At 38.1% G+C, this 16,582-nt stretch carries 14 protein-coding genes; 3 read left to right on the top strand and 11 right to left on the bottom strand.

Annotated features, from left to right (window positions below; all coding sequences use genetic code 11):
• Nucleotides 1-22 precede the first annotated feature (22 nt).
• On the bottom strand, nucleotides 23-1,138 hold the full coding sequence (gene citZ, locus V1L66_RS06605) for a citrate synthase (RefSeq protein ID WP_016995478.1): 1,116 nt from the start codon (nucleotides 1,136-1,138) through the stop codon (nucleotides 23-25).
• Between the two features lie 250 nt (nucleotides 1,139-1,388).
• Between citZ and V1L66_RS06600 the strand changes: the two genes are divergently transcribed.
• Entirely contained in the window at nucleotides 1,389-2,354 is a 966-nt protein-coding gene (locus V1L66_RS06600) for an AI-2E family transporter (protein ID WP_176408499.1), read from the top strand.
• Here the strand turns inward: V1L66_RS06600 and V1L66_RS06595 are convergent.
• From V1L66_RS06595 to V1L66_RS06560, 8 genes are all read right to left on the bottom strand, one after another.
• Entirely contained in the window at nucleotides 2,338-2,727 is a 390-nt protein-coding gene (locus V1L66_RS06595; protein ID WP_016995427.1) for an FxsA family protein, read from the bottom strand. The genes V1L66_RS06600 and V1L66_RS06595 overlap by 17 nt on opposite strands.
• Before the next feature lie 203 nt (nucleotides 2,728-2,930).
• Complete coding sequence (pyk, locus tag V1L66_RS06590) at nucleotides 2,931-4,691, bottom strand: pyruvate kinase (protein WP_016995426.1); 1,761 nt, start codon at nucleotides 4,689-4,691, stop codon at nucleotides 2,931-2,933.
• Nucleotides 4,692-4,717: 26 nt separating this feature from the next.
• Nucleotides 4,718-5,677, bottom strand: a complete 960-nt coding sequence (gene pfkA, locus V1L66_RS06585; protein ID WP_036078344.1) for a 6-phosphofructokinase — start codon at nucleotides 5,675-5,677, stop codon at nucleotides 4,718-4,720.
• Nucleotides 5,678-5,998: 321 nt separating this feature from the next.
• The gene (locus V1L66_RS06580; RefSeq protein WP_004226227.1) at nucleotides 5,999-6,955 is read right to left on the bottom strand and encodes an acetyl-CoA carboxylase carboxyltransferase subunit alpha; all 957 of its coding nucleotides are present in this window, start codon (nucleotides 6,953-6,955) and stop codon (nucleotides 5,999-6,001) included.
• The gene (accD, locus tag V1L66_RS06575) at nucleotides 6,948-7,805 is read right to left on the bottom strand and encodes an acetyl-CoA carboxylase, carboxyltransferase subunit beta (protein ID WP_016995344.1); all 858 of its coding nucleotides are present in this window, start codon (nucleotides 7,803-7,805) and stop codon (nucleotides 6,948-6,950) included. Before accD ends, V1L66_RS06580 begins: the two co-directional genes overlap by 8 nt.
• A gap of 24 nt (nucleotides 7,806-7,829) precedes the next feature.
• Nucleotides 7,830-8,471: a FadR/GntR family transcriptional regulator gene (locus V1L66_RS06570; protein ID WP_036078346.1), complete on the bottom strand. Its 642-nt coding sequence runs from the start codon at nucleotides 8,469-8,471 to the stop codon at nucleotides 7,830-7,832.
• 132 nt (nucleotides 8,472-8,603) lie between these two features.
• Nucleotides 8,604-11,687: a DNA polymerase III subunit alpha gene (dnaE, locus tag V1L66_RS06565; protein WP_333005055.1), complete on the bottom strand. Its 3,084-nt coding sequence runs from the start codon at nucleotides 11,685-11,687 to the stop codon at nucleotides 8,604-8,606.
• A 22-nt stretch (nucleotides 11,688-11,709) separates the two neighbouring features.
• Nucleotides 11,710-12,654: a bifunctional oligoribonuclease/PAP phosphatase NrnA gene (locus V1L66_RS06560; protein WP_026023552.1), complete on the bottom strand. Its 945-nt coding sequence runs from the start codon at nucleotides 12,652-12,654 to the stop codon at nucleotides 11,710-11,712.
• Nucleotides 12,655-12,744: 90 nt separating this feature from the next.
• Between V1L66_RS06560 and V1L66_RS06555 the strand changes: the two genes are divergently transcribed.
• Complete coding sequence (locus V1L66_RS06555; protein WP_036078350.1) at nucleotides 12,745-13,050, top strand: YtpI family protein; 306 nt, start codon at nucleotides 12,745-12,747, stop codon at nucleotides 13,048-13,050.
• A gap of 55 nt (nucleotides 13,051-13,105) precedes the next feature.
• Here V1L66_RS06555 and V1L66_RS06550 read toward each other — a convergent pair whose 3' ends face one another.
• On the bottom strand, nucleotides 13,106-14,413 hold the full coding sequence (locus V1L66_RS06550) for a DRTGG domain-containing protein (RefSeq protein ID WP_016994817.1): 1,308 nt from the start codon (nucleotides 14,411-14,413) through the stop codon (nucleotides 13,106-13,108).
• A gap of 152 nt (nucleotides 14,414-14,565) precedes the next feature.
• Nucleotides 14,566-15,249, bottom strand: coding sequence for a metal-dependent hydrolase (locus V1L66_RS06545; protein ID WP_016994815.1), 684 nt, complete (start codon nucleotides 15,247-15,249; stop codon nucleotides 14,566-14,568).
• 232 nt (nucleotides 15,250-15,481) lie between these two features.
• Here V1L66_RS06545 and V1L66_RS06540 point away from each other — a divergent pair, with 232 nt between their 5' ends.
• Nucleotides 15,482-16,570 (top strand): Xaa-Pro peptidase family protein, encoded by a 1,089-nt coding sequence (locus tag V1L66_RS06540; protein WP_016994812.1) that lies wholly within the window; start codon nucleotides 15,482-15,484, stop codon nucleotides 16,568-16,570.
• The last annotated feature ends 12 nt before the right edge of the window (nucleotides 16,571-16,582 follow it).

The following is a 16,582-nucleotide window of genomic DNA, read 5'->3' as shown; positions in this document are numbered from 1 at the left end:
ACATTCTAGCATATTTTCCAAATTAGCGCTCGCTGATTGGAACATATTTTTGCATGCCTGGTCCAACATACTCAGCACGTGGACGGATTAGGCGGTTATTAGCATATTGCTCAAGGATATGTGCCACCCAACCTGAAGTACGTGATACTGCGAAAATTGGTGTGAACAGGTCATGATCAATACCTAAAGAATCATACACTGACGCAGAGAAGAAATCTACGTTTGCAGGCAATTTCTTTTGTTCTACGATCATGTCATGGATTTTAACTGACATTTCGTAAAGCTCTGGTTTACCAGTTAGTTCAGTTAATTTTTTAGACATAACGCGTAAATGCGGAGCACGAGGGTCGCCTTTACGATATACACGGTGACCGAAGCCCATGATTTTTTCTTTGTTGTCTAATTTATTTTGAATATAAGATTCAACATTTTCAAGTGAGCCAATTTCAGTTAACATTTTCATAACTTGCTCATTTGCTCCACCGTGAAGTGGTCCTTTTAATGCACCGATCGCTGCAGTTACACCTGAATAAACGTCAGATAATGTAGCTACACATACACGTGCTGTAAATGTAGATGCATTTAATTCATGGTCAGCGTGTAACACTAATGCTTTGTCAAATGCTTCAATTTCAATAGCTTCTGGCTCTTCACCTTTTAGCATGTATAAGAAGTTTGCCGCATATCCTAATTCTGGTTTTGGCGCAACTGGCTCTAAACCTTTACGAACACGTGCAAATGCAGTTACTACTGTTGCAATTTTAGCTTGTAGACGAATTGCTTTACGGTAGTTTGCTTCTGGATCCATAACATCCGCTTCTTCATCGAATACACCAAGTAAAGATACTGCAGTACGCAATGCAGCCATTGGATGTACAGTTGAAAGTGGGTATGTTTTAAATTGGTCGACAATCGCTTGCGGAATTGACATGTTGTCTGCCAATTGTTGTTTTAGTTCAGCTAGCTCGTCCGCTTTTGGTAAACGAGTATGCCATAACAAGTAAATTACCTCTTCGAATGACGCATTTTCTGCTAAATCATCAATGTTGTAACCAACATATGTAAGTGTGTCATCGATAATTGAACTGATTTTAGATTCCGCTGCTACGATACCTTCTAAACCTTTAGTTGCTGACATAAATTATCGCTCCCTCATACTTATTTTTTTGTTGCAAATGCGTTTTTTATGTTGCATTTACGAATTTTGCTCATATGAACCATTAAGTAAATCGCTTACATTGCTATTATAATCATTTTTGACAGCTTTGTGAATGAAAATCCTCCAAATAAAGAAAAAGACGTCCGAACGACTATATAATTGTCCTAAAGAGATTTTTTTGTATATTTTGACATTAATTTATCAATTGGTTTGGGGTGAATTTGTAAAAATGAGGAATTTAAAGTATTTTTCATACGAAAGAACTACAAGTATTTTGCTGTTTATTTTTTATTTAGTCATACTTTGGTTTGTTTTACCTGTGTCACTCGCGATTTTTTTATCATTTTCTACGTATCCTATCATAAATTTTTTACATAAATATTGTAGGATAGCGTATTGGATTGCAGCCATTATTGTGGAAGTATTAATATTAACATGTATTTTTCTGCTAGTTGTCATATCTATTAACAGTATTATCGTCATTTTCCCAGAAATTAGAGATACATTACAAAATTTCCCGCTTTTCAGTGAATATGAATCCATGTTTGTACAAGTTTTAAAAGAAAAATCACTGTCCATTTTCGATTCCATCTTCGTATATACAGCAGATCTTTTCCAATTATTAATGAAGCATGTCATTGAGGTTTTCATCTTTTTGGTCGCTTATTACTTTGCGCTTCTAGAAACACGTAAATCACGCTATTGGTTCTTTCAGTATGTGCCTAAAAAATATCGTCAAGAGTGGCAATCCCATTTTGCAAAAATCATGCAACTTTTTCATTATTTCTTGTTTGTGGAGTTTCAATTATTTACGATTACCCTACTCATTCTTTGTGCAGGGTTTATGATCCTACAATTTGAACAAGCCATCATTAAAGCATTTATTGTAGCATTTGCAGATGTACTACCGTTTTTCGGGATCGGCGTTTTTCTTGTGCCAATGAGCATTTATTTTTATTTCAATGGCAATACCTTTTTATGTGTAGCCATTTTACTACTATATTTATTTGTACAATTAACAAGGCAGCTAGCCGATTCGATGCTTTGGTCCAATACGCTTCAGCTACGCACGTTCCATACATTCTTTATCAGCGCTGCCTCTATTCTATTATTTGGTTTTTATGGTATATTACTGAGCCCTATCTTTTTATTTCTAGCTGTAAAACTAAAGGAAAACTCTATCTTTGAACGATGATGAATTGGCCCTTTTTCATTTTTTTACGCATCCAGTAATAGACAATGGGTTGGAACATTTTTCGAGAAAATGGCATGAGTAGGAGTAAACCTAGGGCATCTGTTAAAAATCCAGGTAACGCTAAAAGCAAACCACCACCAAAAGTTAAGAAAGTATCCACTAATGCAGCTCCTGGTGCTTCTCCGCGTGCTAATGTATTTTTCACATTTTGAACAGAGTTCATACCTTTATTTTTCATGACATAAATCCCAATAACACTCGTAGCAATAATGAGCAATAATGTACTTAAAACACCAATATTTTGTCCAATGACTATTAATAACGCCAATTCGGCTAATGCGTAGACAATGAAACCAAGAAAAATTTTTCGCATATTTTTCTCCTTTCTACTTGAAAAGCTATACCTTTTATACGTTATTATAGCCCGATTAGTTTCATAAAAAAATGAATACACCTATTCTAAGAGAAAGCAACTTCTGTTAAAGGTAGAAATTAGTAGTTTCCAGAAATAGTGTGTACAACCCTTATGAAAAAGCTCTAGTACAACAAACCGCACTAGAGCTTTTTTGTTAATAATTAAAGAACACTTGCATGCCCCTTGTAAATAACACCTGTTTCAGCATCCATTGTAATTTCTTGACCATGACGAATTAATGTAGTTGCTTCTTTTACACCAACGATAACTGGTATACCTAGGCTTAACCCTACAACTGCTGCATGGCTAGTAAGCCCACCTTCTTCAGTAATTAGACCAACACAATTTTCTAAAGCAGGCATCATATCACGATCTGAACCGACTGTTACAAGGATGCATCCGTCTGTATCGTAGGCAAGTGCCTCAGCAGCATTTTTAGCAACCACTGTTTTACCAACAACTGATGCTTTTCCGATCCCTTGTCCACGTGCAAGTAAATCACCAATAATGTGTACTTTCATTAAGTTTGTTGTACCCGCTTCACCTACAGGTACACCTGCTGTAATGACAACAGCGTCTCCGTGTGTAACAAAGCCATGCTTCAAGCTTTCATCCACAGCTAGTTCTAAAATTTCATCTGTTGTTGTCACGCGTTGACACACAATTGGGTATACGCCCCATACAAGTGTTAATGTATGAGCTGTATTTGTAGAGCCTGTTACGGCTACAATTGGCACTCCTGGTCGATATTTTGCAATCATTCTCGCTGTATTACCACTTTCAGTTGGTGCTAATACGGCTTTCACCCCTAAATTGATAGAAGTATAAGCAACTGCTTGAGAAATTGCCTCCGTCATATTGGCTTCTTTCTCACGACTACGTGCAGAAACAATTGATCTATAATCTAATGAATTTTCAGTGCGTTGTGCAATTTTATTCATCGTTTGTACTGATTCTACTGGATAAAGACCCGCTGCAGTTTCACCAGATAACATAATCGCATCTGTCCCATCAATAATTGCGTTGGCTACATCACTTGCCTCTGCACGTGTTGGTCGTGGGTTACGCTGCATGGAATCTAGCATTTGTGTTGCCGTAATGACCGGTTTACCAACTTGATTACATTTTAGAATTAATTTCTTTTGTACAAGTGGTACTTCTTCTGCAGGAATTTCAACACCAAGATCTCCACGAGCAACCATTAAACCGTCAGATACCAGGATGATTTCATCGATATTATCGACACCCTCTTGGTTTTCAATTTTTGGGATGATATGAATATGACTACCACCATTTTGTTCAAGCAATTCACGAATTTCAAGGACATCTTTTGCACGACGAACGAATGAAGCGGCAATAAAATCGACACCTTGTTCGATACCAAATAAAATATCTTGTGCGTCTTTTTCTGTGATACCTGGTAGTTGTACAGAAACACCTGGTACGTTAACACCCTTTTTATTTTTTAGAACGCCAGCATTCTCAACAATGGTATGAATTAATCCTTTTTCCATATCCGTTGCTAATACACGTAGTTGAATTAATCCATCATCAAGTAAAATAATCGAATTTTGCTCAACGTCTTCAATTAAGCGCTCATAAGTAACAGAGAAGCTCGTCTCAGTACCTTCTACCTCTGTCATTGAAATATCAATTACCTGACCTGCTGACAAATGAAGCTCGCCATTTTTCATGTTGTGTGTACGAATTTCCGGTCCCTTTGTATCAAGTAAAATTCCCACTGGTTTATTTAATTTTTGTGCCACTTCACGAATTAAATGAATACGCCCTGCATGTTCTTCATGAGATCCATGTGAAAAATTCAAGCGGGCAACGTTCATACCTGCTTCGATTAATTTTTCTAAAGTTTCTGGTGACTCACTTGCAGGTCCAATTGTACATACGATTTTTGTTTTTCTCATTTTTGCCCACTCCGTTTTATAACAAATTATATTGATAGTTCTTTCATTAGTGTATAAAGGCTTACATCTGCCTCATGATTCTTTTCAAAAGCCTCTGGCATATCATAATCAATGACTTGATGATTGCGAATACCTACCGCTCTACCAGCTTTGCCTTCCATAAGTAATTCAACTGCATGTGCGCCAAACTGACTTGCTAATACACGATCTCTTGCTGTAGGTGATCCACCACGTTGAATATGACCTAACACTGAAACCCGTGTTTCTTTTCCAGTCTTTTCTTTCAACAGTTTTGCCAGCTCACTTCCTGACATAACGCCCTCTGCAACAATAATAATACTATGCTTTTTACCACGTGCAGCACCACGATCTAAGCGTGCGACAATATCGTCTAAATTATAATCTTCTTCTGGAATTAATACAGTTTCAGCACCAGCAGCGAGACCTGCCCATAAAGCGATATCTCCTGCATCACGTCCCATGACCTCTACAATGAATGAATTTTCATGCGATGTAGCGGTATCTCGGATTTTATCAATGGATTCTACGACTGTATTTAGGGCTGTATCAAAGCCGATCGTATATTCCGTTCCTGGAATATCATTGTCGATTGTCCCAGGCACACCTACAACAGGGAAGCCTTTTTTTACTAAATCCATGGCTCCTCGATATGACCCGTCACCACCAATGACAACAAGTCCTTCAATACCAGCAGCTCGTAAATTCTCAATTCCTCGTTGCTGGACAGCATCCTCTTTAAATTCTGGGCATCTTGCCGAATTCAAATGCGTTCCACCGCGTTGAATAATACCACCAACTGCACCTAAATCAAGTTCTTCCATATAACCTTTTACTAAGCCTTCATAACCATGCTTAATTCCGACAACATCGATTCCATGAAATGCTGCCTTACGAACAACCGCTCGAATAGCTGCGTTCATTCCAGGCGCATCTCCACCACTAGTTAATACAGCAATTTTTTTCATTGTCGAACCTCCTGCAGTTACTATTATTATTCACATTAACATGAAAAAACAAACTATGTAAGGGTTCTGAGGATACAAAAACATAACTTTTACATAAAAAATGAAAAGAATGCGCTTTCACACACTCTTTCCACCTAAAAACATCCTAAATCTAACATTTTTTCAAGAAGTCTGGCGTTCATTATGCGCTATTATCTTCTTTAATTTTTATAGCTTTTTAATATGTTAAGATACAAATTTTGTCTCTTAACGAGCAAATTTATTGCTTTAGATTTTTATACACTGTAAAGGTAAAGAACAATCATCTGTTAACAAACAGATTTACACTTCTGTATACTGTCCAATTTTTTTAAATTTTTCATAGCGATCTTCAACTAATTGTTCTCCATTTAAAGAATTTAATGCATGAAGTGTGTCACTAATGCATTCTTTAATAGAAAGGGCCTGTTTTGCTACATTGCGATGTGCTCCACCAATAATTTCAGGAATAATGCCATCAATTACACCAAGTTCTTTCAAATCGGGTGCTGTGATACGCATTGCTTCTGCTGCCTGCTTAGCCAGACTACCGTCCCGCCATAAAATAGATGCTGCTCCTTCTGGCGAAATAACAGAGTAAGTCGAGTTTTCGAGCATAAAGACACGGTTTGCTACACCTAATGCTAGTGCACCACCACTTCCTCCTTCACCAATAACGATACTAATTACAGGTACAGTTAAGCCAGCCATCTCTACAAGATTTCTAGCGATTGCTTCACTTTGACCACGTTCTTCAGCAGCTTTCCCTGGGTAAGCACCTTTTGTATCAATAAAACAAATAATTGGTCGTTTGAATTTTTCAGCTTGCTTCATCAAGCGTAGTGCTTTTCGATACCCCTCTGGATGAGGCATACCAAAATTACGACGTATATTTTCCTTAGTAGACTTACCACGTTGATGTCCAATAATTGTTACTGGTTGCCCTTCGAAAATGGCAATCCCACCAAGAATGGCTGCATCATCACCAAATGTACGATCACCATGTAATTCAATAAAATCTTCACACATTGCTTCAATATATTGAAGCGTTGTAGGTCTTTCTGGATGTCTTGCTACTTGCACACGATCCCACGGCTTCATATTGGCATAAATCGATTGCTCTAATTGTGATAAACGTGTTTCAAGCTTTTCGATTTCACCAGACATATCTACTTCTGCTTCAGCAGCAATTGTTTTTAATTCATCAATTTTCTCACGTAATTGTACGACTGGTTCTTCAAATGCTAAATTTTTAGACATGTTGTACGCCGCCTTTCGTATGCATTTTTACAAGTAAAGAAACTTGTTTACGTAAATCCTTGCGATGGAAAATGGCATCAAGCTGACCATGCTCTAATAAAAATTCTGCTGTTTGGAAATCACTTGGCAGTTTTTCTCGTACCGTTTCTTCAATTACCCGACGCCCTGCAAAGCCAATTAATGCCTGTGGCTCTGCAATATTTATATCACCAACAGAAGCAAAGCTTGCGGAAACTCCACCTGTTGTTGGATGTGTTAGGATAGAAATGAATAATAAGCCTTGATCACTGTGGCGTTTTAATGCCACACTAGTTTTCGCCATTTGCATTAACGATAATACGCCCTCTTGCATACGGGCACCGCCACTAGCGGTAAAGATAATAAATGGTACACCTAGTTCTGTAGCCTTTTCTACTGCTCTTGTAATTTTTTCACCAACAACAGAGCCCATTGACCCCATACGGAAGTGCGAATCCATAATCGCTACGACAATTTCTTCACCATCTAACGTACCAACACCTGTTAGGACAGCCTCGTTCAAGCCTGTTTTCTCTTGGTCTGCTGAAATTTTTTCAACATATGCTGGGAAATTAAGGGGATTACTTGTTTGTAAATGATCATCCATGGATTCGAATGAACCTTCATCTAAGAAATATGCCACACGCTCTTGTGCTGTCATTTTGAAATGATGACTACATTTTGTACATACTTTATGATTTTTTTCTAATTCCTTTGTTAATTGAATGTGACGACATTCAGGACATTTCGTCATTAATCCTTCTGGAAATGCCTTTTCTTGCCCGTCCTCTTTCTTTTTTCGATTACCACTAAATAAGCTACGTATTGCCATGTTCGACTCCCCCTTTGTTGTTGTTTAAATGCTCTGTACAGTACTCATCCACTGCTCATAAGCTTTTAATGCTTCTTTTTCGTAACCAAGCTGCATCGATTTCAACATCGTTTGAATGATTAATTTTTCATCTTCTGTTGAGTTTCGATTTAAACGGTCGCCATCATAAGCTGCTAATTGAAACCAGATTTTTAACGAAAGACGATTACCTGTCGTAATTAATAGTTCTCGTAAAATATCTCGACAATTAATTGTACCTTCTATCTCTAGTTTCACAAAAAAACTATCCCACACAGGTAGTGTGCGAAGAGTCTCTGTACAACTTATTACGCGAATTGCTTCCATTTCATGAATTTGTCGCGTCAATTCGACATCTTTTTTTGATTTTTCATCTTCTAATATAAACATCGACAGTATTTCTACGAGCTGATGCTTATGTGTGGACGCAAGAAAAGTACCACCACCATGTCTCGTTTCAATAAGTCCTAGCAACTCTAAGCTTCGCAAAGCCTCTCTCACAGAGGATCGCCCGACACCTAGACGCTCTGATAGAACTCGTTCTGAAGGTAGTTTCTCACCTGCTTGAATTTTTTCCATTTTAATGAGTTGACGTAGTTGTTGGACGATTTCTAAAAACACTTTTTTTTGTTCGGTTTTTTTATCCATACGACTAACTCCCCTTATCAAAAAAGTGGTCTGACCACTTTTTAACGTTGACTCTAGCTTACAAAATAACTGTTCAAAAGTAAAGAAAAAACTGCATAAAATTTAATGCAGTTTCTAAATTCTTGTTTTATTTTATATCTTTTTCGTCGTTTGCGCATGTTTTACTTTGATTTGTGGCTTGCCAAAACGTCTTTCTAAAACACCATCAATCAACAGCATTTCCTCCTCTAACAGCAGGTCTTGGACCAATTGAAAAGTTTGTGGAAAAAATGTAATAGAAACCGTACCAAACTCATCCTGTAGCTGAACGAAGGCCATTTGCTCACCTTTTTTTGTACGGATTTTCTTCACTTCTTCAATCAGACCAAGCATTTTTATGGAGGAGCCATCACGCTTCTGCTTTAACTCTCGGCAAGTACAATTGATATCCGCCCAGTATAGTCTTTCCTGCGCGACTGGATGGGTAGAAATATAAAAGCCCAAGCTCTCTTTTTCATGCATCAATTTTTCCTTCTCGGACATTGCTTCTGCCTGCATATATTTTGGCTTCCCAAAACTAAATGCCATTGCTGATGCCAAATCGATATCTTCAGTAGGCCTTAAAAGTTCCGCGTGTTTCAAAGCTGCATCTACTGTCATGATGAGGACTGCTCTATCCTTTTCTAGATAATCAAGCGCTCCAGCATATATCAATGATTCCAACACTTTTGGCTTAAAATGCTGCGCACTTAAGGCAACAGCCAGATCAAATAGGTTATTTAATACTTCTGGATTTGTTTGACGGAGTCCATGCATTTTTTCTATAAATGTATGAGGCACACCTTTAATTCCTGATAAGCTGTAGCGAATGCCTTCATTTTCTACAGTAAAATACTTCGTACTGTTTTTTAAAGAAGGTGGATAAAATGGGATGCCCTTATCTTTTGCCTCATGGACAAGTTGTTGAATCTTTTCTATATTTCCCGTTGCATTCGATAATAACGCTGCATAAAAACTTTGAGGGAAATGCGCCTTTAAATAAGCCATTTGATAGGAAATAACACTATAGGCCACAGCATGACTTTTAGGGAAACCATAATCCGCAAAGCGTACGATCAATTCGTAGACCTCTTCAGCTACACGCTGGTCAAAGCCTTGACGTAGCGCCCCATGAACAAATGCAGTACGTTGCTCCTCTAAAACTTGTCGATTTTTTTTACTCACTGCACGGCGAAGTAAATCTGCCTGTCCCATAGTAAAGCCAGCCAGTACTGATGCAATTTTTATAATTTGTTCTTGATAAACGATCACACCAAAGGTCTCTTGTAAAATAGGCTCTAGCACTGGATGTGGCATCGATACCATTTCTCTGCCGGCTTTCCGTTTTGCATAGACAGGAATAAAATCCATTGGACCTGGACGATAAAGCGCATTTACAGCAACAATATCTAAAAAACTCGTAGGACCGATATCACGTAAGGCTTGCTTCATACCGTCTGATTCTAATTGAAAGATCCCCAACGTATCCCCTCTTTGTAATAGCTGAAACGTCTTGTCATCATGCATAGGGATTCTTTCAAATTCTATCCAAGGGCCACCGGCTTTATAAATTGACCAACGTATTTGCTCTAAAATAGTGAGATTGCGCAAGCCTAAAAAATCCATTTTAACGAGACCACATGCTTCAATATCTCCCATTGGCCATTGCGTACTATAAATACCATCATGCCCTTCTTCAATCGGTACAGTATTCACTAAAGGCGATGGAGCGATGACAATACCAGCTGCATGTGTAGAGGAATTTCTTGGTAGCCCCTCCAATTTTAACGCTACCTCGTACCAACGCATATGCTTATCATTCTCCGCTAGCCAGCCTTGAAAGACCTGTGACTCAGCTACAGCTCTTTGTAATGTAATTCCCGGCTTATTTGGAATCATCTTCGAAATTTTTTCTAGCATCTCTGCATCAAAGCCAAATACCCGCGCAACATCTCTGGCTACTGCTTTTGCAGACAATGTTCCAAATGTAATAATTTGCGCAACATTTGCTTTACCATATTTTTGGGCAACATACTGAATGACTTGATGTCTTTTACTATCAACAAAATCGATATCAATATCAGGTAAGGTGATTCTTTCAGGATTTAAAAAGCGTTCGAATAATAAACCATAGGCAAGTGGATCTACTTGTGTAATCGAAAGACTATATGCCACAAGGGAACCTGCTGAGGAACCACGTCCTGGTCCCGTCAAAATTCGATTTTCTTTAGCATAACGCATGAAATCTGCCACAACTAAAAAATAGTCCGCAAAGCCCATAGAACAAATAATTTCAAGCTCATATTGTAGTCGTTCATGATAAGCAACAGGTATTGCCAGTTGCTTAAATCGCTCTTCTAATCCAGTAAATGCTTCTTTAGCAAGCAAGCGTTCAGCCGTTTCCCCTTCAGGTACAGGAAATTTAGGCATTTGAACAGGCATTTTTGGTATTTCAGCTCTACAGCAAGCGAGCATTTTCGTACTGGCATCAAGCCAATCTGGACGATCAGCAAACCAATGTTGCCATTCGTATGCTGTTGGGGCAAAATAGCCCTGTACATCAGCTGTTTGCATAGTAGTACCAAGCTTTTCTCCTGTATCAATTGCTCTTGCTACTTCATAAGCAAAATGATCTTCTGGACGCAAAAAATAACAGCTTTGAGAGGCTACAAGTGTAATGGCCTGTTCTTCACACCAGAAAACGATATCATCTTCCTGTTCAGCCTTTATCCCTCCAGGTCTAGCAATCCCCATATAGAAATGATGGTTAAATAGCTGGACCAAAGCAGAAACCATTGCCTGCCAGTCATCTAGACCTGCTAAATCGTCTGAAGAAAGTAGAGCTATACAGCCTGCTGAATACCCCTCAAGCCACTTCCAAGGCAGCACATCATCTTGTCTAATTGAAATCGCACTACTAATCTTTAATAAATGTTGATAGCCTTCCTGTGTCTGCGCATACAGGACGAGGGGAAGGGTTTTGTCACGCCATTGAACGTTAACCGAAAGCCCAATGACCGCATGGATATTTGCTTGCTGCAATGCTTTACAAAAAGGCAAAAGCCCGTACAATTTCGTATTAACGATTGCACAGGCTTGTGTCTTTTGTTCTTGTAAAAAAGGAATCAATTGCTCAAGCCGAATTGTGCTTTTCAATAAATCCGCGCTCGTATGCATCTTTGTATATACATGTGTCAAATGAATCCCTTCCTTTTCTTTGTTAATGATACGCTTTACAAATCTCTTTTAATCTTGCAATAACGAGGTCTGCTTCTTCCCATGAATAGGCAGTAGCACCAGAAGCAAGCGGATGTCCGCCACCATTAAATTCTTTCGCTAAAGTATTGATAACGGGCCCCTTTGAACGTAAACGTACACGGATTTGATCCCCTTCTTCAATGAAAACAACCCACGAGCATATATCTTTCACACTGCCAAGGCAGCCTACTAATAAAGAGGCCTCAGATGGCACAGTATCATGCTCTGCTAGTAATTCTTTTGTTAGCTTCACATAGGCAGCTCCATGCTCATCCATTGTAAAGTTTTGATAAATATAGCCTTGTAAATTAAGTAACTTTTGCTCCATTTCGTACATGCCATCAAATAGTTGATTTCGATCAAAATCATATGTAATCAGGTCCGCAGCAACTTTAAATGTTTTAGCTGTTGTACTCGGGAATTGGAATCTACCTGTATCGCCTACTATTCCTGCAAATAATAAGCGTGCAGCAGCATCTGAAAGTTTCCAGTTTGCTACTTCCTTGCCTTCTTCATATAATTCATAGATCATTTCACTACAAGAGCTTGCTGTTGTATCCACCCATAAAAGATCACCATAAGCATCATCATTTGGATGATGATCAATTTTTATCACCATTTTCCCTTTTGTGTAGCGTTGGTCGTCAACACGTTCTGTATTAGCAGTGTCTGTGACAATGACTAATGCATTGTCATACACTTCATCCGCTATTTCATCAGGCTGCGCCATAAAAGATAACGAGGCATCATGTTCCCCTACAGCAAAAACCTTTTTCTCAGGATAATTGGCTAAAATAATCTCTTTTAAACCTTGCTGTGAGCCATAAGCATCAGGATCTGGACGTACATGACGATGAATAATGATGGTTTCATTGGCCTCAATTGTGTCGATGATTTGTCTTTTCACAATAATTTCCCCCAAAATGATAGTAAGAACCGTTAGCATTTTTACATAATTATCGTTACAATAATGTCTAGTTATGCTAGGAGGTTTACTATGCTCAATTTAATATTTGTGTTTGCGATAATCATATCTTTTGTTTTTTATTTTTATTTTAAAACAAAACAGTTCCGTTCTCCATTACCAATTGCCAAAAATTGGTATAAAAGCAAGGCGAACATCGGCTTAGGTTCCTTAATTTTGTCATTTGCTTTAAATCAAGCTTATTTATTCCCGGGCTTATTTACATTTATTATTGTAGCAATTCTTGTCGCGCTCGGCATCTTAGTTATTGTAGAAAATATAAAAAAAGCACGCCATTATGGACAATTTGTTGAGGAAGAATTCCGCATTAATCAATAATATATGTAACAAAGGGATGACCAAGCAATTGCGCTAGGCCATCCCTTTTCAATACTTAACGTTCTAATAGTTGGAACATCATCATTGCCTTACCAACAAGTATTTGTTGATTATACACTTCAAAATCCATTTTCACAAACTTACGACTCATGTCTAAAATCCGAGGCTTAACAGTAAGCGTACTTTCCATTTGAACTGGTTTAATAAAGTAAATAGTCATATTCTCCGCCACTGCATCTCCACGTTTTCGACGTTTTAATGCAAATGAGCCGACCTCAGCAAGCAAAGTTGTAAAAGCTCCGTATGAAATTGCCCCATATTGATTGGTCATTTGTGGTGTGACTTTAAATTCAACAATGAGTTCTTCATCGCCTAGTACTTTCATTTCATTTTTCACTAAATCATCAATCGTTTCACCATGCTGTGGCTGTCTTTGTGCTAATTGCAACGCCTTCAGTACATCTTGACGGCTAATAACACCCTGTAAAATATTATCATCATCTACTATTGGTAAGAGATCAATCCCCTCCCAAATCATTCGATGCCCTGCAGAAGCGACACTCATTTTCATGGAGCCTGCAATCGGATTTTTCGTCATTACTTTTTCAATAAGCTCATTTTCTTCACGACCAATGACGTCTTTTACAGTGATCATACCGACCAGTTTATTTTGATGCGTGACAACAGGAAATGCACCATGGGTCGTACGTTCATTCAACTTGTGGAAATGATGAATTGTTTCATCATTTTTTAATGCTGCAGTGTCAGTCATTGGAACATAGATGTCTTCAATAAATAGAATATCTTTTTTGATTAATTGGTCATAGATTGCCCGGTTAATCATCGTTGCTACTGTAAACGTATCGTAGCTTGTTGAAATGATTGGTAAATCTAATGAATCTGCAAGCAACTTATTATCTTCCGTCGTATCAAAACCGCCAGTGATTAAAACAGCTGCACCCGCGCGAAGGGCATTTTCGTGCGCTTTAATACGGTTACCAACAATTAATAAGCTACCTGCATCTGTGTAGCGCATCATGTCCTCTAATTGCATAGCACCGATAACAAACTTTGTTAGTGTTTTATGTAGACCTGATTTTCCACCTAAAACTTGGCCATCTACAATATTGACAATTTCTGCAAAAGTTAAGCGCTCAATATTTTCTTTCTTTTTTTTCTCAATACGAATTGTTCCAACACGTTCAATAGAACTTACTAAGCGACGATTTTCAGCTTCCTTTATGGCACGATAAGCCGTCCCTTCACTCACTTGCATTTCTTTTGCTATTTGACGTACTGAAATTTTATCGCCCACGGGTAGTGATTCGATGTATTGTAAAATTTTCTCATGTTTTGTAGACAAAATATCACCTATTTCCTAAGCTTCAATTCTGCTCTTAGTGTACCATATTTTTTAAGAAAATATTTAATATAAAGTGATGATATTGTTTAACTTTCCCCATCATTTCAACTACCAGCGTGGTGTCAATTCATATAGTACAGCATTACCAACGATTAGAAACAGTTTACTTTTTCTCCAGCTTTCAAAATTTGAACTTCTGTATTTTGCACTAAATCTGCAAAAATTTGTGGATCTTGCTCAATTGGTGGGAATGTATTGTAATGAATCGGTACAACAATTTTCGGCTTTAAAAACGAAACTGCGCAGGCTGCATCCTCTGGCCCCATTGTAAAATTATCACCAATAGGTAAGAATGCAATATCAATCGGATGGCGTTCACCAATGAGTTTCATATCACCAAAAAGAGCCGTATCGCCTGCATGATAAATCGTTAATCCTTCAATAAATAATAAAATTCCAGCAGGCATGCCCATATAAATTATTTCGTTATTTTCTGTTACATAAGAAGATCCATGAAAGGCTTGTGTAAATTTTACTTTACCGAAGTCAAATTCCTTCGCTCCACCTATATGCATTGGGTGTGTTTTTACACCTTGCCAAGAAATCCAATTAGCCAGTTCATTTGGCGCAATGACTAACGCATCTTTTTTCTTCGCTAATTCTACTGTATCTCCAACATGATCATTATGCCCATGTGTAAGTAAAATAATATCTGGTGCTTCGTCAGCCACTTTTAAATCTGTTTGCCCATTGCCATTAATAAAAGGGTCAATTAATATCGTTTTTCCATTTGTTTGAATTTTGACAACTGAATGCCCGTGATAACTTATTTTCATCTAAAATCCTCCTCATTTAACAAAGTACAGTCCAACATTTTAATTCGCTACCCATGCGCTTTTTCCCTTTTTTTGATATGCTTGTACAGAGAATAATCGTAGTATTCTCTAACAGCCTTATACCCCGTTAGAGCACAATTATTCAGTACTAGATAAGAATCCTCGCTACTTTTTTAGGCAGTCGAAGCTTTCTTACGTAAAATTTCCCATGCAATAAAAGGAGGACATATTGATGTCAAAGGTTGAAGAAATCCAACGTTACTTGCAGCAAAATCATATCGATGCAGCATTCGTAACAACACCTGACAATGTTTTTTACGTTTCAGGCTTTAAAAGTAATCCACATGAAAGATTACTAGGCGTGATGATTTTTAAAGATGCGGAGCCTTTTCTAATTTGTCCACAAATGGAGATTCCAGATGCAAAGGCTGCTGGATGGTCCTATGAGGTAATCGGCCATCAAGATACAGAAAATTCGATGGAAGTTCTTGCTCAAGCGATCGTAGCACGCCAAATCACCCCAGCTACATTTGCAATTGAAAAAGCTCAACTCATTGTTGAGCGCTTGGAAGCTTTACAGCAATCTTTCCCTCAAGCTAGCTTTGTGCGTCTTGATGAAAAGATTAATGCGATGCGCGTAATCAAAGATGAAAGTGAATTAGAAAAATTACGTAAGGCTGCAGAGTTGGCTGATTATGCAATTGAAATCGGTTGCAAGGAAATTGCTGAAGGTAAAACAGAAATGGAAATCCTAACAGCGATCGAAAGTGCCATTCAAGATAAAGGCTGTAAAATGTCTTTTGAAACAATGGTATTGAGTGGTCCAAAAACTGCCTCTCCTCATGGGAAGCCAGGTGCACGTAAAATTGAAAAAGGTGATATGGTACTATTTGACCTTGGCGTTATTTACGATGGCTATTGCTCAGATATTACACGTACTGTTGCTTTTGGTGAGCCAAGTGAAGCTCAAAAAGAAATTTATCAAACTGTTTTAGCTGCCAACACAAATGCTGTCGCAGCAGTAAAGCCAGGTGTTCGTGCGATGGACTTAGACAAAATTGCACGTGATACAATCACAGAGGCTGGTTATGGTGACTATTTCACGCACCGCCTTGGACATGGTCTTGGTATTTCTGTGCATGAATTCCCATCTGTTACAGGTGCTAATGAGATGACGATGGAAGAAGGTATGGTCTTTACGATTGAGCCTGGCATTTATAAATCAGATGTAACAGGCGTACGTATTGAGGATGATGTTGTCGTAACAAAAGATGGCGTTGAGGTATTAACAAAATTCCCGAAAGATTTAATCATTCTATAATGCAAAAAAGGA

The organism is Lysinibacillus sp. IITD104 (assembly GCF_036698265.2).
Lineage (GTDB): Bacteria > Bacillota > Bacilli > Bacillales_A > Planococcaceae > Lysinibacillus > Lysinibacillus boronitolerans.
This window is presented reverse-complemented; position numbering and strand designations above follow the sequence as displayed.